At 69.6% G+C, this 20,782-nt stretch carries 14 protein-coding genes; 9 read left to right on the top strand and 5 right to left on the bottom strand.

What is annotated here, in order from left to right; genetic code table 11:
• Window positions 1–91: 91 nt before the first annotated feature.
• Window positions 92–1,099: a D-2-hydroxyacid dehydrogenase family protein gene (locus tag GT347_RS04295; RefSeq protein ID WP_160550786.1), complete on the top strand. Its 1,008-nt coding sequence runs from the start codon at window positions 92–94 to the stop codon at window positions 1,097–1,099.
• Between the two features lie 44 nt (window positions 1,100–1,143).
• Here GT347_RS04295 and GT347_RS04300 read toward each other — a convergent pair whose 3' ends face one another.
• Window positions 1,144–3,270 (bottom strand): type IV pilus assembly protein FimV, encoded by a 2,127-nt coding sequence (locus GT347_RS04300; RefSeq protein WP_160550787.1) that lies wholly within the window; start codon window positions 3,268–3,270, stop codon window positions 1,144–1,146.
• A gap of 225 nt (window positions 3,271–3,495) precedes the next feature.
• Between GT347_RS04300 and GT347_RS04305 the strand changes: the two genes are divergently transcribed.
• The 3 genes from GT347_RS04305 to GT347_RS04315 all read left to right on the top strand — a co-directional run bounded on the left by GT347_RS04305 (window position 3,496) and on the right by GT347_RS04315 (window position 5,170).
• On the top strand, window positions 3,496–4,275 hold the full coding sequence (locus tag GT347_RS04305; RefSeq protein WP_160550788.1) for an oxepin-CoA hydrolase, alternative type: 780 nt from the start codon (window positions 3,496–3,498) through the stop codon (window positions 4,273–4,275).
• A 146-nt stretch (window positions 4,276–4,421) separates the two neighbouring features.
• Window positions 4,422–4,718 (top strand): hypothetical protein, encoded by a 297-nt coding sequence (locus GT347_RS04310; RefSeq protein WP_160550789.1) that lies wholly within the window; start codon window positions 4,422–4,424, stop codon window positions 4,716–4,718.
• Window positions 4,719–4,900: 182 nt separating this feature from the next.
• Window positions 4,901–5,170 carry a hypothetical protein gene (locus GT347_RS04315; protein ID WP_160550790.1) on the top strand — a complete coding sequence of 90 codons (270 nt, stop codon included), beginning with the start codon at window positions 4,901–4,903 and terminating at the stop codon, window positions 5,168–5,170.
• A gap of 88 nt (window positions 5,171–5,258) precedes the next feature.
• On the opposite strand, the gene GT347_RS04320 is transcribed toward GT347_RS04315, so the two are convergent.
• The 3 genes from GT347_RS04320 to GT347_RS04330 form a co-directional block, all read right to left on the bottom strand.
• Window positions 5,259–5,453 carry a hypothetical protein gene (locus GT347_RS04320; protein WP_160550791.1) on the bottom strand — a complete coding sequence of 65 codons (195 nt, stop codon included), beginning with the start codon at window positions 5,451–5,453 and terminating at the stop codon, window positions 5,259–5,261.
• A gap of 98 nt (window positions 5,454–5,551) precedes the next feature.
• The gene (locus GT347_RS04325; protein ID WP_160550792.1) at window positions 5,552–7,951 is read right to left on the bottom strand and encodes a YgiQ family radical SAM protein; all 2,400 of its coding nucleotides are present in this window, start codon (window positions 7,949–7,951) and stop codon (window positions 5,552–5,554) included.
• 127 nt (window positions 7,952–8,078) lie between these two features.
• Window positions 8,079–8,531, bottom strand: coding sequence for a CHRD domain-containing protein (locus GT347_RS04330; RefSeq protein ID WP_160550793.1), 453 nt, complete (start codon window positions 8,529–8,531; stop codon window positions 8,079–8,081).
• A gap of 161 nt (window positions 8,532–8,692) precedes the next feature.
• On the opposite strand from GT347_RS04330, the gene GT347_RS04335 reads away from it, so the two are divergent.
• The 5 genes from GT347_RS04335 to GT347_RS04355 all read left to right on the top strand — a co-directional run bounded on the left by GT347_RS04335 (window position 8,693) and on the right by GT347_RS04355 (window position 20,240).
• The gene (locus GT347_RS04335; RefSeq protein ID WP_229722679.1) at window positions 8,693–9,259 is read left to right on the top strand and encodes a chromate transporter; all 567 of its coding nucleotides are present in this window, start codon (window positions 8,693–8,695) and stop codon (window positions 9,257–9,259) included.
• Window positions 9,256–9,852 (top strand): chromate transporter, encoded by a 597-nt coding sequence (locus GT347_RS04340; RefSeq protein ID WP_229722681.1) that lies wholly within the window; start codon window positions 9,256–9,258, stop codon window positions 9,850–9,852. Before GT347_RS04335 ends, GT347_RS04340 begins: the two co-directional genes overlap by 4 nt.
• 262 nt (window positions 9,853–10,114) lie before the next feature.
• Complete coding sequence (locus GT347_RS04345; RefSeq protein WP_160550794.1) at window positions 10,115–13,183, top strand: hypothetical protein; 3,069 nt, start codon at window positions 10,115–10,117, stop codon at window positions 13,181–13,183.
• Between the two features lie 14 nt (window positions 13,184–13,197).
• Window positions 13,198–19,206 carry a DUF11 domain-containing protein gene (locus tag GT347_RS04350; protein ID WP_160550795.1) on the top strand — a complete coding sequence of 2,003 codons (6,009 nt, stop codon included), beginning with the start codon at window positions 13,198–13,200 and terminating at the stop codon, window positions 19,204–19,206.
• A gap of 77 nt (window positions 19,207–19,283) precedes the next feature.
• Window positions 19,284–20,240 (top strand): aldo/keto reductase, encoded by a 957-nt coding sequence (locus GT347_RS04355; RefSeq protein WP_160550796.1) that lies wholly within the window; start codon window positions 19,284–19,286, stop codon window positions 20,238–20,240.
• 1 nt (window position 20,241) lies between these two features.
• Here GT347_RS04355 and GT347_RS04360 read toward each other — a convergent pair whose 3' ends face one another.
• Complete coding sequence (locus tag GT347_RS04360) at window positions 20,242–20,709, bottom strand: RidA family protein (protein WP_160550797.1); 468 nt, start codon at window positions 20,707–20,709, stop codon at window positions 20,242–20,244.
• Window positions 20,710–20,782: the final 73 nt, after the last annotated feature.

Consider the following 20,782-nt stretch of genomic DNA (forward strand, 5'->3'; position numbering starts at 1 on the left):
CGGCCCCATGGCGGGGCCTCCTAACCTGCGCTCACGTTTTTGCTGGCGTGCCCGGCCCGATCTCGCACATCGGCAAGGCACAATCGCAAAGATGAACATCGTGATCCTCGACGACTATCAGGATGCCGTGCGCAAGCTGCCATGCGCCTCTCGTTTGGACCCCTACTCCGCCAAGGTCTTCACCAACACGGTCAAGGGCATCGGTCAGTTGTCGGTACGACTGAAGGACGCCGATGTCATCGTGCTGATCCGCGAGCGCACCCACATCAGCCGGCAACTGATCGAGAAGCTGCCCCGGCTCAAGCTGATTTCCCAGACCGGCAAGGCCGGCCCCCATATCGACATCGCGGCCTGCACCGAAAGGGGTGTGGCGATCGCGGAGGGCGTGGGTTCGCCGGTGGCGCCGGCCGAGCTGACCTGGGCCCTGATCATGGCGGCCATGCGGCGGCTGCCGCAGTACATCGCCAACCTGAAGCACGGCGCCTGGCAGCAGTCGGGGCTGCGCTCGGCCTCGATGCCGGCCAACTTCGGCGTGGGCGTGGTGCTGCGCGGCAAGACGCTGGGCATCTGGGGTTATGGCCGCATCGGGCAGCTGGTGGCGGCCTATGGCCGGGCCTTCGGCATGAATGTCCGCATATGGGGCCGGGAGGCCTCCCGGGCCAAGGCGCTGGAGGATGGCTTCCAGGTGGCATCGAGCCGGCAGGAGTTCTTCGAGCAGTGCGACATCGTCACCGTGCACCTGCGCCTGAACGAGGAGACACGCGGCATCGTGACGCTGGATGACCTGTCGCGCATGAAGCCGACCGCCCTCTTCGTCAACGCCTCGCGGGCCGAACTGGTCGAGCCAGATGCGCTGATCGCCGGCCTCAACCGCGGCCGGCCCGGCATGGGAGCGGTGGATGTTTTCGAGACCGAGCCACCGCTGCAGGGCCATGCCTTGCTGCGGCTGGAGAACTGCATCTGCACGCCGCACATCGGTTATGTGGAGCAGGACAGCTACGAGCTCTACTTCGGTGCTGCCTTCGACAACGTGGTGAACTACATCAAGGGTTCGCCGACCAACATCCTGAACCCCGGCGCGCTGCAGGTCCGGCGCTAAGGGCAGAGCGCTGCAAGTGCCGGCCGCATCACGCGGCCCGGGGCTCAGCGCGGCGGTGTCTTGTCCGACGGGGGCACGGCCACGTCGAACATGTCGAAGTCGATCAGGTGCGGATCGTCCGCCGGTGCCGCCGGCGTGCGGGCGCCCACCGGGCCGCCTTCGGGCAAGGCGATGTCATCCAGCGAAGGATGGGGCGCACGGGCCGGCGCGGCACCCGAGGCGAAGTCCATCGGCAGGCCCAGGTCCGGCAGGCCCGAATCCGTGGTCTGCATGTGGAAGGGCGCGGGCATGTCCAGCGGGTCGCCGGGTTCCAGCGCGAAGTCGATGGTGGCGCCGGAGCTGGCCACCGGTGCCGGTGCGGGCGCCTCGACGGCCGGGGTCGCCGCCACGGCGGCGGCAAGCGCCGGCGTGCTGGTGAAGCCCGCCAGGCCCGGAGGCGTGGTCAGGCGCACCGCCGTCGTGCCATGTTCGAGTTTGGCCACTTCGTACAGCATCAGCAGGTCGCGGTAGGCCTCGAGCTGGAAGGGCGGATGCGCCTGCAGGTCGGGCTGGCGCACCAGGAAGGATTCGATCAGGTCCAGCACTTCGGCCCGCGACCAGTTCTGCGCGATCTGCCCCAGCACGTCCTCGTAGGAGAACAGGTCGCGGCTGCGTTTGAGGAAGGTGGCGAAAGTGGGCAGCTCGGCGTTGAAGACCGCGTTGAAATCCGCGCTCAGCTTGCGATATGGATCGGTCAGGCTGAGGGTGTGGAAGAGCTGCAGCAGGTCGAGATAGGCGCCCGGGCTGGTGCCCGGATGGCTGTCGATATAGCCCTGCAGCAGTTCGATGGCCTGGTCGTACTGGCCGAGCGAGGCGAAGAAGTCGGCGTTCTGCTGCACATCGGCCAGCTCGTTGGCCGAGCCGTTGCGCAGTTCGCGCGCGGCGCGCATCGCGGCCTCGGCGGAGTTCGGTGCGACCGGTGCCTCGGCATGCGGCGCGCCAGCGGCTGTCGCATGCATGGGCTCCATCAATGGCGCCTGTTCCGCATCCGCGCCGGGAACCAGGGTGTCGGCTTCGCCGGCTTCGTGGGGATAGAGGAAATCGACCGGAGCCGGCTGCGTGTCGACAAAGCCTTCGCCGAAAGCGGTGGCGGCGTCGGCGCCGAATTCGGCCTGATGGCGCGACTTCCACCACACCGGACGGCCGGTGCCCCGGCTGCGCCAGAACAGGAAGCCGGCGGCCAGCAGCACCAGGATGACCACGCCGCTCAGCGCCCACATCCAGATCCAGGCCGAGTCGCGCTGCGACTGTGCCTCGGCGAGCTGTGCCTGCAGATCGGCCTCGCGTCCGCGTGCCAAGCGCGAGCCGGTCTGCAGCGTCTTGATCTGGTTTTCCAGCGTCAGGATGCGCTGCTGGTTATCGCCATCGGGCGCCAGCGTGCCGTCGGCGGTATTGAGCGCACGCCACACGGCGGCGGCCAGGGTGCGCTGCTCGGGAGTCGTGGTGAGGGACGGCGTGGCCATGCTGTCGGAAGACCGCAGCGAGACGATCTGCTCCTGCAGCCAGTCCATCGGCGACTGCAGCTCCAGCCGCGGGCGGCTGGCGGCGGCGCCGCTGTCAGCGGTGCGGACCGGCTCCGGCGCCACCTTGGGCGCCTTCGGTACCGCGGGCCTGGCCGCTGCCCGGCTGTGCGATGGCGCTGCCGCTGCGACCGGCGGGCGCCGCGTCGGTGCGGCCGATTCGCGCACCGCCGGCAGCGGACGGTACTGCGGCACCGCCGCGGGATTGACCGGCAGCGTGGCCACCGTGTTCGATTCGATCGGCGAGCCCGCCAGGAGCGTGTAGCGGCGCGACACCGCGGTGGCGCAGCCTGCCCGCAGCAGCACCGCCACCACCGGCTCGTTGACGGCCAGCACCGAACTCACCTGCACCACCGCCTGCAAGGGCTGCGCGCCCGCACGGGTGGTCACCCGCACCCGCGTCGGATCGACCCGGCTGTCGCCATAGAACAGCTCGGCGCTGACGCAGGAGGAACTGGCATCGCTGCCCGCATCCAGCGCGATGTCGAAGCTCAGGTCCAGCGCCTGGCCCACGATGGCCTCGCCGCGGGACGGCCCCATCGACAGCGCCTCGGCCTTCCACGCCACGGCACACAAGGCCGCGCCCAGTACCACCTGGAAACGGTTGGGCATGCTCAAAGCGTGCGCACCGTCAAGACAAGGAACCCGGATTTCAGTCGCGGCAGGTGGCAATGCATGGCTGGGGAATGATCAGGGCTCAAGTTAGAAACGAAGCGGATTTTGTCACACGTAAAAAAAAATAACAGATCCGATAATGCCCCGTCGTGGGAATAAAGCCGCAGTTACATTCGCCCCTCCTCACTGCTCTCCGCCCGCGGCGTTTCAAGGATGCAGCCGATGCCCGCAGAAGTAAGAAGTCACAGCCATGGCCAGACCATGGTGGTCAGCTTGCACAATCCCGAATACGGCAATGCGCTGGAACCCGGCATGTATGCCGCGGCCGTCGAGGCCCTCAATGCCGCCGGCGACAACCCCGATGTGCGCTCGGCGGTGATCGTGGGCGCGGGCGAAAGTTTCTGCGCCGGCGCCCGGCTGCAGCAGCTCGCGCAAGGCCGTGGCGGCTCGCGTGCGCAGCAGGCCGAGGCGGTCGATGGACTGCATCTGCTGATCGATGCGGTCAGCACCTTTCCCAAGCCGGTGATCGCCGCGGTGGAAGGCAAGGCGGCCGGCTCCGGCTTCTCGCTGGCCCTGGCCTGCGACATGGTGGTGGCGGCGCGCGACGCGGTCTTCGTGCTGTCGCAAGCCCGCCTGGGCCTGACCCCCGACGGCGGCGCGACCTGGCATCTGGCGCGTTCGCTGCCGCGGGCGCTGGCACTGGAGATCGCGCTGCTGGGCGAGCGGCTGACGGCCGAGCGCCTGTATGAGACCGGCCTGGTCAACCGGCTCACCGCCACGGGCGAGGCGCTCGATACGGCGCTGCGGCTCGCGGAGGCCCTCAATCGCCGCGCACCCGCCGCGCTGGCCGCGACACGGGAGCTGCTGGCGCGAGCGCCCTCCTCCACCTTGAGCCAGCAGCTGGGCGCCGAACGCGAGTGTTTCCTCGACTGCCTGGCGCATCCTCATGCGGGCATCGGCATCGATGCGGTACAGCACCGCAAGGAGTCTTCGTTCGACTAGTTCCGCAGGCGCTTGTCGCTGGCTGCCGACACGGCTGTCATGCGCCAGCCCGGGCCCACGTAGGAAGGCATCCATTTGTGGGCGCCAGACACACCACGGGGACAAAGCGGTGTCCATACTGGCGGCTCCTTCTCACGGAGATCAGCATGAAAACAAACTCCCTTCGCACTCTTTCCACCGTCGTCGCCCTGGGCGTCGCCGCCCTGTCCTTCTCCGCCCATGCGCAGACCGAGCCCGCCAAGGGCAACGGCCCGGTGCAGCGCGCCGAGGACGCCACCGTGCGTACCGCCAAGAAGGCTGGTCACGCCACCGCCCATGCAGGCGAGAAAGTTGCTGGCGGCGTGCGCAAGACCGGCAACAAGATCGGCTCGCACCTGCCGCCGGCCAAGAACCCCAGCAACCTGGACAGCCAGGGCGTTCCCAAGGTCACCAACGGCTCCTGAACGCGGCCTGGGACCCGGCCATGCGCCGGGTTCGACAGCCCTGCCCAAACCCGCCCTCGTGGCGGGTTTTTTGCATGGCGCGCCAACGCGGGCCCGTCCTACGCAAGGCGCGGGGAGCGGGTTCCATACTGAACTTTCGATCTTTTCGACCAACCACTTCCGTTAAAAAAAGGGGCCCAGCCATGAGCATCGAATCCGTCGAAGACAGCAGCCTGTTCGGCAAACCCAGCGTCGATCCCGAAGGCGTCGTCGGCAAGGCCGCGGCCAGCGCGCACGACACCGTCGACAAGGCCGCCCAGCGCGCCCAAAGCGCCTTCGATTGCGCCCACGACTACATCGACCAGGCGGTGGAAGCACCACGCAACGTCATCCGCGACAACCCGGTCGCATCGGTGGTGCTGGCCCTGGCCGTCGGTTTCCTCTGGGGCCGCCTGGGCGCCAGCCGCGACTGATCCGGCCTGCACCGCACCGGGCTGGAAACGCCCGCAAAAAAGCCCCGCGCCGTGATGGCTGCGGGGCTTTTTTGCGAGCGCAGCGCGCTCAATCGCCGACCGGCTCGGGCTGCACCACCCGCTCGACTTCCTCATCGAAAGGCACGCCGGCCGGCTCCACCAGGCCTTCGCCCGGCGAGGGTGCTTCGACCTGCTCGGGCAGGTCGTCGGAATCCAGGTCGTCCTCGTCCGCAAGGGCGGGATCGGCGGCCGGAAACTCAGGATTGCCAAGACGGCTGTTCATGATTCGGGCTCCTTGTGGAATTAACGGAAAACCCGATTCTGCGCCGGCTTCGCCTCCACAGATGTATGCGGTTGCGAATGCCGTTCCAGCCCCTGCGGCTAGCGCCGACCCGAAGGCTTGACCCTTGGCCGCGAGCCGTTGTCGCGCGGCGGCAGGCCGGTGTGCTGCGTCAGGATGCGGCCGGCGCGCGGCGGCTCCACGGCCGTGGCCTTGCGGCTCTTGGCTACCTGCGGCGCAGGCGTGGAGTTCTTGCGCCGCGCGCTCTGGTAGCCGCCGTCGTCCAGCGGCTGGTAGGTGGGGATCAGGTGGTGCTTGCCGTTGCCGATCAGGTCGGCGCGGCCCATGTCCTTGAGCGCTTCGCGCAGCAGCGGCCAGTTCTTGGGATCGTGGTAGCGCAGGAAGGCCTTGTGCAGCCGGCGGCGGCGTTCGCCGCGCACGATGTCCACCGTCTCGCTGTCGCGGCCGATCTTGCGCAGCGGGTTGCGGCCGCTGTGGTACATGGCCGTGGCGGTGGCCATGGGGCTGGGATAGAAGGTCTGCACCTGGTCGGCCCGGAAGCTGTTGCGCTTCAGCCAGAGCGCCAGGTTCATCATGTCTTCGTCGGTGGTGCCCGGATGGGCGGCGATGAAGTAGGGCACCAGGAACTGCTTCTTGCCGACCTCTTCCGAGAACTTCTCGAACATCTGCTTGAAGCGGTCGTAGCTGCCGATGCCCGGCTTCATCATCTTCGACAGCGGACCGCTCTCGGTGTGCTCGGGCGCGATCTTGAGGTAGCCGCCCACATGGTGCTGCACCAATTCCTTGACGTACTCCGGGCTCTGCACCGCCAGGTCGTAGCGCAGGCCGGAGCCGATCAGGATCTTCTTGATGCCGCGCAGGGCCCGCGCACGGCGGTAGATCTTGATCAGCGGGCCGTGGTCGGTGTGCAGGTTGCTGCAGATGCCCGGATAGACGCAGCTGGGCTTGCGGCAGGCCGCTTCGATCTCGGGCGTCTTGCAGCCCAGGCGGTACATATTGGCGGTGGGACCGCCCAGGTCGGAGATGACGCCGGTGAAGCCGGCGACCTTGTCGCGGATGTCCTCCACCTCGCGGATGATGGATTCTTCCGAGCGGCTCTGGATGATGCGGCCCTCGTGCTCGGTGATCGAGCAGAAGGTGCAGCCGCCGAAACAGCCGCGCATGATGTTCACGCTGAAGCGGATCATCTCCCAGGCCGGGATCTTGGTGGCGCCGTCGTGGCTGCCGTTCTCGTCGGCGTAGCGCGGATGCGGGCTGCGGGCGTAGGGCAGGTCGAAGACGTAGTCCATCTCGGCCGTGGTCAGCGGGATGGGCGGCGGGTTGATCCACACGTCGCGGGCGGTCGTGCCCTCGCCGTGCGCCTGCACCAGCGAGCGGGCATTGCCGGGATTGGTCTCCAGGTGCAGCACCCGGTTGGCATGGGCGTAGAGGATGGGATCGGAGCGCACCTGCTCGTAGCTCGGCAGGCGGATCACGCTGCGGTCGCGCGGCGGCGGCTTCAGGCGCACGGCAGGGTTGGCCACGAAACGCATCGGCTGCGCGCCGCCCGGCAGCTGCGGCGCGGCGGCCATCAGCGAAAGCTTGGAGAGGTCGGGCAGCGGCGGCGGCTGGCCGGCCTCGGCGGCGGCCGCGGCGGCCTGGGCCTCGTCCTCGCGGGCGCAGGTGGCGCCCTGGGCCTTGGCCTGCTCCGACACCATCAGATAGGGATTGACATGCGCTTCCACGCGGCCGGGCATGTCGACCTCGGTGGAGTCGATCTCGAACCAGGCCTCGCCCGGCATCTGCCGCCGCACGAAGGCGGTACCGCGCACATCGGTGATGTTCTCGATCGGCTCGCGCGCGGCCAGCCGGTGGGCGATCTCCACCACCGCGCGTTCGGCATTGCCGTACAGCAGCAGGTCGCTCTTGGCATCCACCACCACGCTGCGCCGCACCTTGTCGGACCAGTAGTCGTAGTGGGCGATGCGGCGCAGGCTGCCCTCGATGCCGCCGAGCACGATGGGCACGTCGTTATAGGCCTCGCGGCAGCGCTGCGAATAGACGATGGCCGCGCGGTCCGGCCGCGAGCCGGCGCGGTCGCCGGGGGTGTAGGCGTCGTCGCTGCGGATCTTCCGGTCGGCGGTGTACCGGTTGATCATCGAATCCATGTTCCCCGAGGTCACGCCGAAGAACAGGTTGGGCTTGCCCAGCGCGCGGAAGGGCTCGGCGCTCTGCCAGTCGGGCTGGGCGATGATGCCGACCCGGAAACCCTGCGCCTCCAGCACCCGGCCGATGACCGACATGCCGAAGCTCGGATGATCCACATAGGCATCGCCGCTGACCACGATGATGTCGCAGCTGTCCCAGCCCAGCGCCGCCATTTCCTCCCGCGAAGTCGGCAGGAATTTCGCCGTGCCGAAACGATGCGCCCAGTACTTGCGGTAGCTGGTGATCGGTTTGGCGGCGCGCGCGAAAAAGGAAACGTCGACGGGGGCGTTCATCGTGGCTTTCTGGGGGAACCCTCGATTTTAGTTGGCAGTTGCTATCACCTACCGCCAGAAATGACAAAGCCGTGGTCGGATGACCACGGCCTGTCGAAGAAACACCCGCCGTTGGCGGGCGCCCGCTTCAGCGCACCAGCAGCACCTGGCCGCGGATTTCGCCGCCGGGATACTTGGCGGAGTGGATGTTGAAGTACCACTGGCCGTCGACGATCTGCTGCACCTGGGCCGGCGAAACGATGGCCTCGCCCTCGAAGCTGGGCGAGGGAATCGGCGTCAGCTTCACCGGCACGACCACGCCGGCATTGGCGCCGGGCGCCGCCGGGCCGTGGAAATGCGCCGCGGTGGCCGGGCCGCTCAGGCCGGAATACTCCACCTTCCAGCGCAGGCCGCCGGTCTGCTTGTTGAGCCAGACCTGGGCCAGGCCCTGGCCCATGGAGACGGTCGGCGGCACTTCGGCCTGGGGCGACAGCCGAGCCTGCATGGTGGCGACGTTGTCGGTGACGGTGGCGCAGCCGGCGGCCAGCGCGATGCTGGCGACGGCGAACAGGCCGAGTGCGGCGCGGCGGATTTTTTGCATGGAATCTCCTGATGGATGCGGACGTATCGGGGTCGGACGACCCGAGGCATCTTGTGCGGCCGGCCGATATCGGTAGAAACAGACTGCAACGAATAGCGGTCCGCTGGCGATAATCGCAGGATGCCGCCATCGCCGACGCCCGCCTCCCAGAACCCACCGCGGTGGAACCGGCGCCCAGGCCCGGCCCCGCCTCCCTCACCGAACTCTTCCTCGCCTTCAACTGGCTGGCCCTGCAGGGCTTCGGCGGCGTGCTGGCGGTGGTCCAGCGCGAGCTGGTGGAGCGCAAGCGCTGGATGACACTCGACGAATTCGTCGAGGAATGGGCCGTCGCCCAGGTCATGCCCGGCCCCAATGTGATCAACCTCGGCCTGATGCTGGGCGACCGCTTCTTCGGCTGGCGCGGCGCCGCCGTCACCCTGCTGGGCCTGATGACGGTGCCGCTGGTGCTGGTGCTCTGCCTGGGCCTGGTCTACAGCCACTTCCAGAACCAGCCGCAGGTCGCGGGCGCGCTGCGCGCCATGTCCGCGGTGGCCGCCGGACTCATCATGGCCACCGCCTGCAAGCTGCTGCCGGCCCTGCGCAAGCATGTGCTGGGCATGCCCTTCTGCATCGGCGTGGCGGTGGTCTCCTTCGTCGCGGTCGCCTTGGTGCGCATGCCGCTGATGTCGGTGCTGCTGGTGGTGGGCGGCATTTCCTGCGTGCTGACCTGGAGAAAACTCAAGCCATGAACATCCATATGGCGCCGGGCGACTGGCTGGCCCTCTTCGGCCAATACCTGCTGCTGTCGCTGCTGTCGGTGAGCGGCGCCATCGGCACCGTGCCGGACATGCACCGCTACCTGGTCGACCAGCACGGCTGGCTGAGCGACATGCAGTTCAACGCATCCATCGCCATCGCGCAGGCCGCCCCCGGGCCCAATATTCTTTTCGTCGCGCTGATGGGCTGGAACCTGGGCCTGAACGCCGGCGGCGGCCTGGGCGCCGGGCCGCATGCCTGGGCGCTGGGCATGTTCGGCCTGCTGGTGATGATGGGCGGCATCCTCCTGCCGAGCAGCCTGGTCACCTACAACGCCGCGCGCTGGGGCCAGCGCAACCGCCATCGGCGCTCGGTGCGGGCCTTCAAGCAGGGCATGACGCCGATGGTGATCGGCCTGCTGCTGTCCACCGGCTGGGTGCTGGTGCGCAACGGCGCTGCCGAGCAGCACCCGGTGAGTGCCTGGGTGCTGGCGCTGGTCAGCGCGGTGCTGGTGTGGCGCACCCGCATACACCTGCTCTGGCTGCTGGGCGCCGGGGCGATCCTGGGCGCGTTCGGCCTGGTGTGATCGTCTGGAGCCGGGCCTTGGACTCCGCCCCCGGCCGGTTGTTTTTCCGCACCGCCTAGCCCCAACGGCCCAGGCAGCGAAGGCTCACATCCTGTTCGCGTAGCGAAAACTCGGTGGCAATCCATGCCGCCGGGAATTCGACATTATGCGACGCCCTATTTCATCCGGTCTCACCATTCTGGCCGGAGCCGTCAGCCTGTATTGCCGCAGCGCAGGCGCGCAACAGCCCCCGGAAGATTTTCCGCATCTGGTGGAAAACGCCATGCCGCTGAATGCGCCCAATCATCTGGTGGTGGAGCCGGTCCAGTCCAATACCCAGGTGCAGCGGCAGGCCTTCGAATTGCAGGGCCGTTATCTCACGGCTGGCGAACATATCGAGGTATTGCTCGAAAAGAACCAGGCACCGGCCGACGGGCATACCGCCCTGCCCCTGCGCATCCTGGTGCGAGATGCCGATGGCCGGCCGATCACGGCGCCGATCAAGGTGGCGGTCGATACCAGCCTGGGCCGTCTGCGCCTGGCCGACGGCCGCCTGGCCAGCAGCACCCATCTGGTGGTGGTCAACGGCCAGGAAGACCTGGAACTCGTCGCTTCCAGCACGGCGGGCAGCAATGCCATCCGGGTGAGCAGCGGCCCGGTGAACGCCGTCGGCAGCATGGACTTCCTCGCCCAGCTGCGGCCGCTCTTCGGCCTGGGCATCGCCGACATCAGCCATACGCTCACCCGCAGCCAGCACGAGGACCAGGTCATCGCCAAGACCGGTTTCGAGGACAACTTCCACCAGTGGGACGGCCCCAACCAGTCCGGCGTGGTCTACCAGAACACCAGCAGCCGCGCCGCCGGATTCATCAAGGGCACGATATTCCAGGATTATGTGCTGACCAGTTCCTACGATTCCGCCAAGATCACCCAGCAGAAATTCTTCTGGGATGTCGATCCCAACGACTATTACCCGATCTATGGCGACACCTCGGTCGTTCGATACGACGCCCGCAGCACCGGCAAGCTTTATCTGCGGATCGACCAGCAGAAGAACTATTTTCTCTACGGCGATTTTCTCAGCCATGACAGCGCCCAGCCGCTGCGCCTGGGCAGTTACGCACGCACCCTGACCGGCGCCCGCGCGCATTACGAGAACGAGACGGTGGCGGCCACCGCCTTCGCAGCCAAAACCTCGCGCACCACCATGGTCGATGAGCAGCCGGGCCGGGGCCTGTCCGGGCCCTATGCGGTGTCGCGGCTGAACGCGGTGGCCAATTCGGAGCAGGTCAGCATCCTGGTGCGCGACCGGCTGCAGCCGGCGGTGGTGCGGTCGCGCACGCCCATGGTCCGCCATGTGGACTACGAGTACGAGCCCTTTTCCGGCCGCATCCTCTTCCGCGAGCCGGTGGCCAGCGTGGACGAGGACTTCAACCCGGTGTCGATCCGCATCGTCTACGAGGTGGAGGACGGCGGACCCAAGTACTGGGTGGGCGGCGCCGACGGCCAGCTGAAGCTGGGGCCGGACCTGACCGTCTCGGGCCGCCACACCAAGGACGACAACCCGCTCACCCAGAAGACCCTCTCCGGCGCCACCGCCGACTGGCAGCTCGGCGAGAGCACGCACATCGTGCTGGACGCGGCCTCCAGCCGCGGCAGCGACTTCATCGCCAGCGGCAGCCTGGGCACGGCGAGCAACCGCGGCCTGGCGGCGGGCGGCGGCTCCATCCTGGCCCTGCCTTCCGGTCAGGCCTTGCGGGCCGAGCTGAACCACGACAGCGGCCCCTTCAAGGTCTCCGGCTTCGCCGCCCGCACCGACGTGGGTTTCGACAATGCCAGCGCCGGCATCAACCCCGGCCGCAAGGAGGCGCTGCTCAAGTCGGAATACGCCATCGCCGAAAACCTCACCGCCGTGGCCAGCGGCCGCTTCTCGCAGGACCTGATCACGCCCGGCGAACAGGTGCTGCTCTCGGCCGGCCTGCGCCGCGCGGTGACACCCCGGCTGCGCCTGGGCGTGGGCGTGAACAAGGTGCGCGACGACTATCCGGCCGGCGCCAGCCCGCTCGGCAGCCTCGGCTCGGCCGCCCTGCCGGGCGCAGTTGCGCCGGGCGGCCTGCACAGCACCAGCTTCGGCGCGGGCGATTTCCAGTACGGCCCCTTCTCCAACCTGCTGGGCAGCAGCTGCGTCGGCCTGCCGCAGTGCGACATCGTGCACCGCTACACCTCGGTCTACGCCGACGCGCGCTACGAACTCACCGACAGGTGGAGCCTCACCGGCGTCGCCGAGCAGGCGGTGGACGGCGACCACGGCTGGCGCCTCGGCGTGGGCACCGAATACCGTTTCCGCGACGCCGGCAGGCTCTACGGCCGCTACGAATGGGTCGATGGCCTGTTGGCCAACTACGGCTTCGGCGACGACCTCAAGAGCAGCCACCGCCTGGTCTTCGGCGCCGACACCGCCTATATGCCGGGCGGCAATGTCTTCGAGGAACTGCGCCTGGCCGAAGGCAGCGACGGCCACGACGCGGTCAACGCGGTGGGCGTGCGCAATGTGTTCCACCTGAACGAACACCTGGTGGCCAATACCTCGGTGGAAAACCAGGTGCTGGTGCAGACCGATACCGGCAACCGCAACGCGCAGGCCGTGGCGGGCGGCCTGGAATACAGCGGCAGCCCGCTCTGGCGCATCGGCGGCCGGCTGGAGTACCGCATCTCCGACACCCAGAAGACCTGGCTGTCCTCCGCTTCCGCGGTGCGCCGCCTGAACCAGGACTGGTCCGTGCTCGCCCGCAACCTGCTGCTGAGCTCGCAGGGCCGCGACACCGCCGCCGGCCAGGACCATACCCAGGACCGGCTGCAGCTCGGCCTGGCCTGGCGCGACACCGGCAGCAACCGGCTCAATGCCATCGGCCGCTACGAACACAACATCGACCACAACACCGGCCCGGACAGCCCCGACAACTACCGCAACGACGTGCTGGCCCTGGCCGCCAACTACCGGCCGGCGCGCGACTGGACGCTGAGCGCCTCCGGCGCCTTCAAGCACCAGGTCGACCGCTTCGACGGCCCGGGCTCCAGCTTCAACGGCAAGCTGGTCTCGGCCCGGGTGATCCACGACCTCAACGAGCGCTGGGACCTGGGCCTGATCGGCTCGCACAGCTGGGGCGGGCCGACGCAGGAGAACGGCGTGGGCGTGGAAGTCGGCCTGCGGGTGATGACCAACCTCTGGCTGTCGGCCGGCTACGTGGCCGGCAGCTATGCCGACAGCGAGCTCTACAGCACCAACAGCCACTGGCGCGCGCTGTACCTGCGGCTGCGCTTCAAGTTCGACGAGAACCTCTTCAAGCCCTGAGGACGGGACGGCACATGCACAAGCTCTTCAACGATCTGCTCCCTGCGCTGCGCAGGCCCTGGATGGCGCTGATCCTGGCCGGATCGCTTTTCGGCCCCGCCCTGGCGGGCGCCGCCGTCGGCCCCGATCTCGCCCGCCCCCAGGGCCAGGGCTGGGCCGGCACGGACACCGGCGGACTGACCGAGAAAGCGAACAACCTGTGCCCGGCCGGCCAGGTGCTGATCGGACTGAATTTCTGGAACGTGGCCATGCGGGCGGTACTCTACGACGGCACCGGCATCCAGGGCATCTGCGCCACCATCGCGGACAGCCTGGCCATCCGCGAAGCCGGCACGACCGGCGCGGCGCTCGCCAGCGGCGTGGGTTATGGCGCCACCAGCCGCATGGTGTGCCCGGCCGGCCAGGTCCTGAGCGGCTGGTCCGTCATGCAGCCGATGACCGACAGGCAGTCAGTCAGCGGTGTCGGCCTGTTCTGCAGCACCCTGGGCCGCAGCGGCACCAGCGTGACCGTGAGCAGCCCTTTCAACACCCAACTGGTCGCCGGTGTTTCCGCGGGCGGCCGCCGGCCGCTGGCACTCTGCCCTGCCGGCACCGCCGCGGCCCGCTTCGATGCGCGCACCGGCAGCGCACTCCAGCAGCTGCAGCTGGTCTGCTATGCGCTCCTCGACCAGAAGCCGGACCTGCGGCTGGCCGTGTTGCCGCCCTCGCCCCCGATGGTGGTGGGTACCCAGTCGACCGTCACCGCGACCGTGACCAACACCGGCAATGCCGATGCCGCCGGTGCCGTCATCAAGCTGCAGACGAACGCCGCCCTGAAGCTGCAAGGCAAGGTCGGCAGCGGCTGGAGCTGTACCGTCCAGTCGGACACCGTCGCCAGCTGCGCTCTGTCGGGCACCATCGCTGCGGGTGGCGGCACCATCACCGTGCAGCTGCAGTTCCGGCCCGGCCCGGAAGTCGGCGGCACCACCGTCACCAGCGAATACTCGATAGGCGCCGATGGCGGCGAAGGCCCGGCGCCGGCGGGCTGCAGCGATGCGAGCCAGTGCGTGCGCAGCGCCAACGCGGTGGAAGCCGGTGTCCTGCTCGGCATCACCACCTCGTCGCCCGTGCCAGCGCTCGCCGTGGGACAGGAATCGAGATACACCGTCACCCTCAGGAACCAGGGCAGCGCGGCTGCGAGCGCGGCCCAGGTGAAGGCGCGGGTGCCCGCCGGGCTGGACTACGTCGCGGGCACCGGCGACGGCTGGACCTGCGTGCCCGACAGCGACCTGGTGTCCTGCAGCTTCGGCGGCTCCATCGCGGCCGGCAGCAGCAGCGCCCTGACGCTGGGCTTGCGCCCCACCCCCGGCGCGGCTGGCAACACCGTCAGCCTCGCCACCTCGGTGGGCAAGACCGGCGCCGGCGCACCCTCGCCCGGCGCCTGTTCCGATCCGGCCGAATGCTCCACCAGCGCCGACGGCGGTACGCAGGTCGCCACGGGCGTCGTGCTGGGCATTGCGTTGTCGCGGCCGGTGCCGGATCTGGCGGTGGGGGTGGACTCCACCTACACCGTCACCGTGACCAACACGGGCACCGGGCCGGCCGCTGCCGCCCAGGTGAAGCTGCAGCTGCCCGCCGGGCTCGACCATGTCTCGACCACCGGCGGCGGCTGGAACTGCTCGCTTGGCGCGGGCAGCCTGGTCACCTGCAACGCCACCGGCACCTTGCCGCCGGCAGCCGTCGGCACCTTCGGGCTGGTGGTGCGGCCCACGTCGGCCGCTGTCGGCACCGATCCCGGCGTGACCGGCTCCATCGGCAAGGAAGGCGGACCGGCGCCCGCACCCGGCACCTGTTCGGATCCAGCCGAATGCACGGCCAGCCCCGGCGGACTGGGACCGGTCGGCAGCGGTGTGTCGCTGGGCATTTCCATCTCGGCTCCGGTACCCCGGCTGACTGTCGGCATCGACTCCACCTACACCGTCACCGTGACCAACCAGGGCAGCGGAGCGGCCACCGCCGCCCAGGTCAAGCTGCAGCTGCCCGCCGGGCTCGACCATGTCTCGACCACCGGCGGCGGCTGGAACTGCTCGCTTGGCGCGGGCAGCCTGGTCACCTGCAACGCCACCGGCACCTTGCCGCCGGCAGGCGTCGGCACCTTCGGGCTGGTGGTGCGGCCCACGTCGGCCACTGTCGGCACCGATCCCGGCGTGACCGGCTCCATCGGCAAGGAGGGCGGACCGGCGCCTGCGCCCGGCACATGTTCCGATCCCGCCGAATGCACGGCCAGCCCCGGCGGGCTGGGACCGGTCGGCAGCGGTGTGTCGCTGAGCATGTCCATCTCGGCTCCGGTGCCCCGCCTCACGGTCGGCATCGACTCCACCTACACCGTCACCGTGACCAACCAGGGCAGCGGCCCCGCCACCGCCGCCCAGGTGAAGCTGCAGCTGCTCGCCGGGCTCGACCATGTCTCGACCACCGGCGGCGGCTGGAACTGCTCGCTTGGCGCGGGCAGCCTGGTCACCTGCAACGCCACCGGCACCTTGCCGCCGGCAGCCGTCGGCACCTTCGGGCTGGTGGTGCGGCCCACGTCGGCCGCTGTCGGCACCGATCCCGGCGTGACCGGCTCCATCGGCAAGGAAGGCGGACCGGCGCCCGCACCCGGCACCTGTTCGGATCCAGCCGAATGCACGGCCAGCCCCGGCGGACTGGGACCGGTCGGCAGCGGTGTGTCGCTGGGCATTTCCATCTCGGCTCCGGTACCCCGGCTGACTGTCGGCATCGACTCCACCTACACCGTCACCGTGACCAACCAGGGCAGCGGAGCGGCCACCGCCGCCCAGGTCAAGCTGCAGCTGCCCGCCGGGCTCGACCATGTCTCGACCACCGGCGGCGGCTGGAACTGCTCGCTTGGCGCGGGCAGCCTGGTCACCTGCAACGCCACCGGCACCTTGCCGCCGGCAGCCGTCGGCACCTTCGGGCTGGTGGTGCGGCCCACGTCGGCCGCTGTCGGCACCGATCCCGGCGTGACCGGCTCCATCGGCAAGGAGGGCGGACCGGCGCCCGCACCCGGCACATGTTCCGATCCAGCCGAATGCACGGCCAGCCCCGGCGGGCTGGGACCGGTCGGCAGTGGTGTGTCGCTGGGCATTTCCATCTCGGCTCCGGTGCCCCGCCTCACGGTCGGCATCGACTCCACCTACACCGTCACCGTGACCAACCAGGGCAGCGGCCCCGCCACCGCCGCGCAGGTCAAGCTGCAGCTGCCCAGTGGCCTCGATCAGGCCTCGACAGCAGGCGGCGGCTGGAACTGCTCGCCAGGCGCCGCAGGCCTCGTCACCTGCAACAGCACCGGCACCCTGGCGCCCGCGAGCAGCAGCACCTTCGCACTCATCGTGCGGCCGGGCCCGGCAGCCACCGGCACCGCCCCCCTCGTGGCAGCGTCCATCGGCAAGGAAGGCGGACCGGCGCCCACGCCTGGCAGCTGCGCGGACCCTGCCGAATGCACCAGCAGCCCCGGTGGCGGCGGCACCGTCGATGGCGGGGTCACCCTGGGCATTTCCATGTCCTCCCCCACGCCGGCGCTGGAGGAAGGCGTCGATTCGACCTATACCGTCACGGTGATCCACAAAGGCACCGGACCAGCCCCGAAGGCGCAGGTGAAACTGCAACTGCCCGCCGGGCTGGAGCAGGTTTCCACGACCGGCAGCGGTTGGGCCTGTTCGCCTGGTGCGGCAGGCAGCCTGGTTACTTGCGACGCCACGGTCGCCCTGCTGCCGGGGAGCTCGAGCATCCTGGTGCTGGCCGTGCGCCCCGCGCCCGACACGGCGGGCAAGGTCCTGGTACCCGCCGGCTCCGTGGGCAGGGACGGCGGACCGGCGCCGGCCCCCGGCACCTCCTGCACCGACGCAGAAGCCTGCACCGCCGGCCCCGCCGATCCGCGGCCGGTCGCCAGCGGCGTGGTGCTGACCATCGCCGTGTCCGGGCCGGCACCGGCGCTGACCGTCAATCTGGATTCCACCCTGGTCGTCACCCTCACCAATGCAGGCAATGCGCCGGCCCGGCGTGCCCAGCTCAAGGTGCAGCTGCCGGCCTGGCTGGACTACCGCTCGCTCAGCGGCCCCGGCTGGAACTGCAGCGCGGCGGCAGGCCTGCTCGGCTGCGACTACCACGGCGCCATCGCCGTCGGCGACAGCAACCGCGTGGCGCTGACGGTGCGCCCCGCGTCGCAGGCGGCAGGCCAGCAGCCTTCGATCGCCGTTGCGGTGGGCCAGACCGGCGACACGGCGCCCACGCCCGGCAGTGCCTGCACCGAGAGCGCGCAATGCTGGACCGGCCCCACAGACCCGGCACCGGTAGGCTCCGGCATCGGCCTGACGGTCAAGGTCAGCGCGCTCACGCCCGGCCTGGAAGTGGGCAAGGAGTCGCAATTCGCTGTCACGGTCGCCAACAACGGCAGCGCGAGCGCCAACGCCGCGCAGGTGAAGGTGCAGCTGCCGCCCGGGCTGAACTTCAATGGCAGCGACGGCACCGGCTGGAAGGCTGCGATCGATGCGAACCAGCTGGTCAGCGGCGACTTCAGCGGCAGCATCGCGCCGGGCGAGGCGAGCACCGTCGTGCTGAAGGTGCAGCCCGCCGCCACGCTGGCGGGCCAGACGGCCAGGATCGTGCTGGCGATCGGCAAGGACGGCGCAGAGGCGCCCCATCCCGGCGGATGCAGCGAGCCCGGCCATTGCGCCACGGTGCCGGGTTCGGAGGACATCGTCGGCCGCGGCATCGCGCTCACCCTGGCGACCGCGCCCCCCGCACCGGCCCTGGCCGTGGGCACGGATTCGGTCTATGTCCTGCGCATCCGCAACCGCGGCAGCGCGCCCTCGCCCACCGCCCAGGTCAAGACCCAGCTGCCGCAGGGCATGGACTTCGGCGCCGGCCCTCCCGGCGAGGGCTGGCAGTGCGCAAGCGATGCCAGCCAGCGCGTGACCTGCGATTTCGCCGGCGCCGACATCCCGCCGGGAGGAGAACCCCGTCTGCTGTCGCTGCAGGTGCGGCCTTCCCCGGCCTTGGCCGGGGCCAGCGTGGGCACGGTCTCGTCCATCGGCAAGGACGGCGGCCCGGCGCCCGAGCCCGATGCGATGTGCAGCGATCCGGACAGCTGCAGCATCGTGCCGGCCAGCGTGGTCGGCGGCGGCGGCGGCCTGGCCATCACCAAGCAGGCCAACAAGAAGCAGGCCGAGATCGGCGACGTGGTGCGCTACACCGTCGGCGTGGCCTACCTCGGCGGCGGCACCGCGCGGACAGTGACGGTGGACGACCGGCTGCCCGCGGGCTTTCGCTACATCCCCGGCACCCTGGCGCTGCGCCGCGGCAACGCGCCGGCCCTGCCGGTGGCCGACCCGGCCGGCGCACCTGGACCGCGGCTGACGCTGGCGGCCGGCGACATCGAAGCCGGCGGCCGCGTCGAGCTGTCCTACCGGGTGCGCATCGGCATCGGCGCGCAGCGCGGCACCGGCAGCAACACGGCGCGGGCGCAGTCGGCCAACGGCATGGCCTCGGCCACCGCGCGCGCCGTGGTGCAGGTCAGCGGCGGCGTCTTCAGCACCGACGCCTGCATCCTCGGCAAGGTGTTCACCGACTGCGACGGCAACGGCCTGCAGAACGGCCAGGAGATCGGCATACCGCAGGCCCGTGTCTACCTGGAGGACGGCACCAACATCGGCACCGACAGCAACGGCAACTTCAGCATCTGCGGCATGCGGCCGACCACCCATGTGATGCGGGTCGATCCCGCCAGCCTGCCCGAGGGCGCCAGGCTGCTGCCCTCGTCCAGCCGCAATGCCGGCGACCCGGACAGCCTCTTCGTCGACCTGAAGAACGGCGAGCTGCACCGGGCCGACTTCGCGGTGCAGGCCTGCACGCCCGCGCAGCAGCAGCAGATCCGCGAGCGCGCCCAGGCGCTGGAGAAGGCCGAGCAGGCACCGGGACAGCGGCCGGACTTCGGCCTGCGCTTCAACTCCGACCGCAGCCTGCGCGCCCCGCCCGGCCGCTGAGCCGCCGCGGGCCGCGCCTGCAGACCCGACGCAAAACGCCCAGAATGGGCGTTTTGCTTTTGTGGATCCGACTCGACATGGAATATCGCGCACTCGGCCGTTCCGGCCTGCAGGTCTCCCCCATCACCTTCGGCTGCAACGTCTTCGGCTGGACCATCGACGAAGCCACCTCGCACCGCCTGCTCGATGCCTGGGTGGACGCCGGCATGAACTTCATCGACACCGCCGACATGTACTCCACCTGGGTGCCCGGCCATGTCGGCGGCGAGTCCGAAACCATCATCGGCCGCTGGTTCGCCCAGGGCGGTGGCCGGCGCGACAAGGTGGTGCTGGCCACCAAGGTCGGCAAGCCCATGGGCGAAGGCAAGGTCGGCCTGCATCCCAGATACATCCGCGAGGCGGTCGATGCCTCCCTCAAGCGCCTGCAGACCGACCGCATCGACCTCTACCAGTCGCACGACGACGATGCGAAGGTGCCGCAGGAGGACGTGATGGGCGCCTTCGACGACCTGGTCAAGGCCGGCAAGGTGCGGGCGGTGGGCGCCTCCAACTACGAGGCCCCGCGCCTGGCCAGCGCGCTAGACACCAGCGAGCGCCTGGGCCTGGTGCGCTACGAGAGCCTGCAGCCGCTGTTCAACCTGCACGACCGGGCCTTCTTCGAGAAGGAGCTGCAAAAGCTCTGCGTGGAGCGCGGCGTGGGCGTGATCAACTTCTACGCCCTGGCCGCCGGCTTCCTCACCGGCAAGTACCGCAGCGCCGCCGATGCCGGCAAGAGCCCGCGCGGCGCGGGCGTGGTGCAGAAATACCTGGATGCGCGGGGCCAGCGCATCCTGGCCGCGCTGGACACGGTCGCGGCCCGCGTCGCCGCCAAGCCCGGCCAGGTCGCCCTGGCCTGGCAGATCGCCCAGCCGGGCATCAGCGCGCCGATCGCCAGCGCCACCACGCTGGAGCAGCTGAAGGAGTTGCTGGTGGCGGCGGCGCTGAAGCTGGATCGGCAATCGCTCGATGAGCTGAGCGCGGCCAGCGCCTATTGAATCACAGGCCCGGCGCGGCCACTTCGGCGATCAGCTCGATCTCCACGCAGCTGCCCAGCGGCAGCTGCGCCACGCCGAAGGCGCTGCGGGCATGGGCGCCGCGCTCGCCGAAGACTTCGGCCAGCAGCTCGCTGGCGCCGTTGGTCACCAGGTGCTGCTCGGTGAAATCGGGCGTTGAGTTCACCAGGCTCATCACCTTGACGATGCGGGTCACCTGGTCGAGGTCGCCCACGGCCGACTGCAGCGTGCCCAGCAGGTCCACCGCCACCGCGCGGGCGGCTTGCTGGCCCTCTTCCGTCAGCACGGAATCGCCCAGCTTGCCGACCCAGGGCTTGCCGTCCTTGCGGGCGATATGGCCCGAGAGGAACACCAGGTTGCCGGTGCGCGCGAAGGGCACGTAGGCGGCGGCGGGGGTGGCCACCGGCGGCAGCGTGATGCCGAGGGCGCGCAGTTTGTCGTAGACGCTCATGGGAAGAATCCTGAAGGTTGCTGAAGTGAGAAAAAGACAAGGCCGGCATGGCGGCCGGCACGGGACAGCGGCG

The sequence above is a fragment of the Xylophilus rhododendri genome (assembly GCF_009906855.1).
Classification (GTDB): domain Bacteria; phylum Pseudomonadota; class Gammaproteobacteria; order Burkholderiales; family Burkholderiaceae_C; genus Xylophilus; species Xylophilus rhododendri.

What these genes read in the sequence shown, in the direction of transcription:
- GT347_RS04295 (WP_160550786.1), top strand. Translation starts at nt 92, where the DNA reads ATGAACATCGTGATCCTCGACGACTATCAGGATGCCGTGCGCAAGCTG.
- GT347_RS04300 (WP_160550787.1), bottom strand. Translation starts at nt 3,270, where the DNA reads ATGCCCAACCGTTTCCAGGTGGTACTGGGCGCGGCCTTGTGTGCCGTG.
- GT347_RS04305 (WP_160550788.1), top strand. Translation starts at nt 3,496, where the DNA reads ATGCCCGCAGAAGTAAGAAGTCACAGCCATGGCCAGACCATGGTGGTC.
- GT347_RS04310 (WP_160550789.1), top strand. Translation starts at nt 4,422, where the DNA reads ATGAAAACAAACTCCCTTCGCACTCTTTCCACCGTCGTCGCCCTGGGC.
- GT347_RS04315 (WP_160550790.1), top strand. Translation starts at nt 4,901, where the DNA reads ATGAGCATCGAATCCGTCGAAGACAGCAGCCTGTTCGGCAAACCCAGC.
- GT347_RS04320 (WP_160550791.1), bottom strand. Translation starts at nt 5,453, where the DNA reads ATGAACAGCCGTCTTGGCAATCCTGAGTTTCCGGCCGCCGATCCCGCC.
- GT347_RS04325 (WP_160550792.1), bottom strand. Translation starts at nt 7,951, where the DNA reads ATGAACGCCCCCGTCGACGTTTCCTTTTTCGCGCGCGCCGCCAAACCG.
- GT347_RS04330 (WP_160550793.1), bottom strand. Translation starts at nt 8,531, where the DNA reads ATGCAAAAAATCCGCCGCGCCGCACTCGGCCTGTTCGCCGTCGCCAGC.
- GT347_RS04340 (WP_229722681.1), top strand. Translation starts at nt 9,256, where the DNA reads ATGAACATCCATATGGCGCCGGGCGACTGGCTGGCCCTCTTCGGCCAA.
- GT347_RS04345 (WP_160550794.1), top strand. Translation starts at nt 10,115, where the DNA reads ATGCCGCTGAATGCGCCCAATCATCTGGTGGTGGAGCCGGTCCAGTCC.
- GT347_RS04350 (WP_160550795.1), top strand. Translation starts at nt 13,198, where the DNA reads ATGCACAAGCTCTTCAACGATCTGCTCCCTGCGCTGCGCAGGCCCTGG.
- GT347_RS04355 (WP_160550796.1), top strand. Translation starts at nt 19,284, where the DNA reads ATGGAATATCGCGCACTCGGCCGTTCCGGCCTGCAGGTCTCCCCCATC.
- GT347_RS04360 (WP_160550797.1), bottom strand. Translation starts at nt 20,709, where the DNA reads ATGAGCGTCTACGACAAACTGCGCGCCCTCGGCATCACGCTGCCGCCG.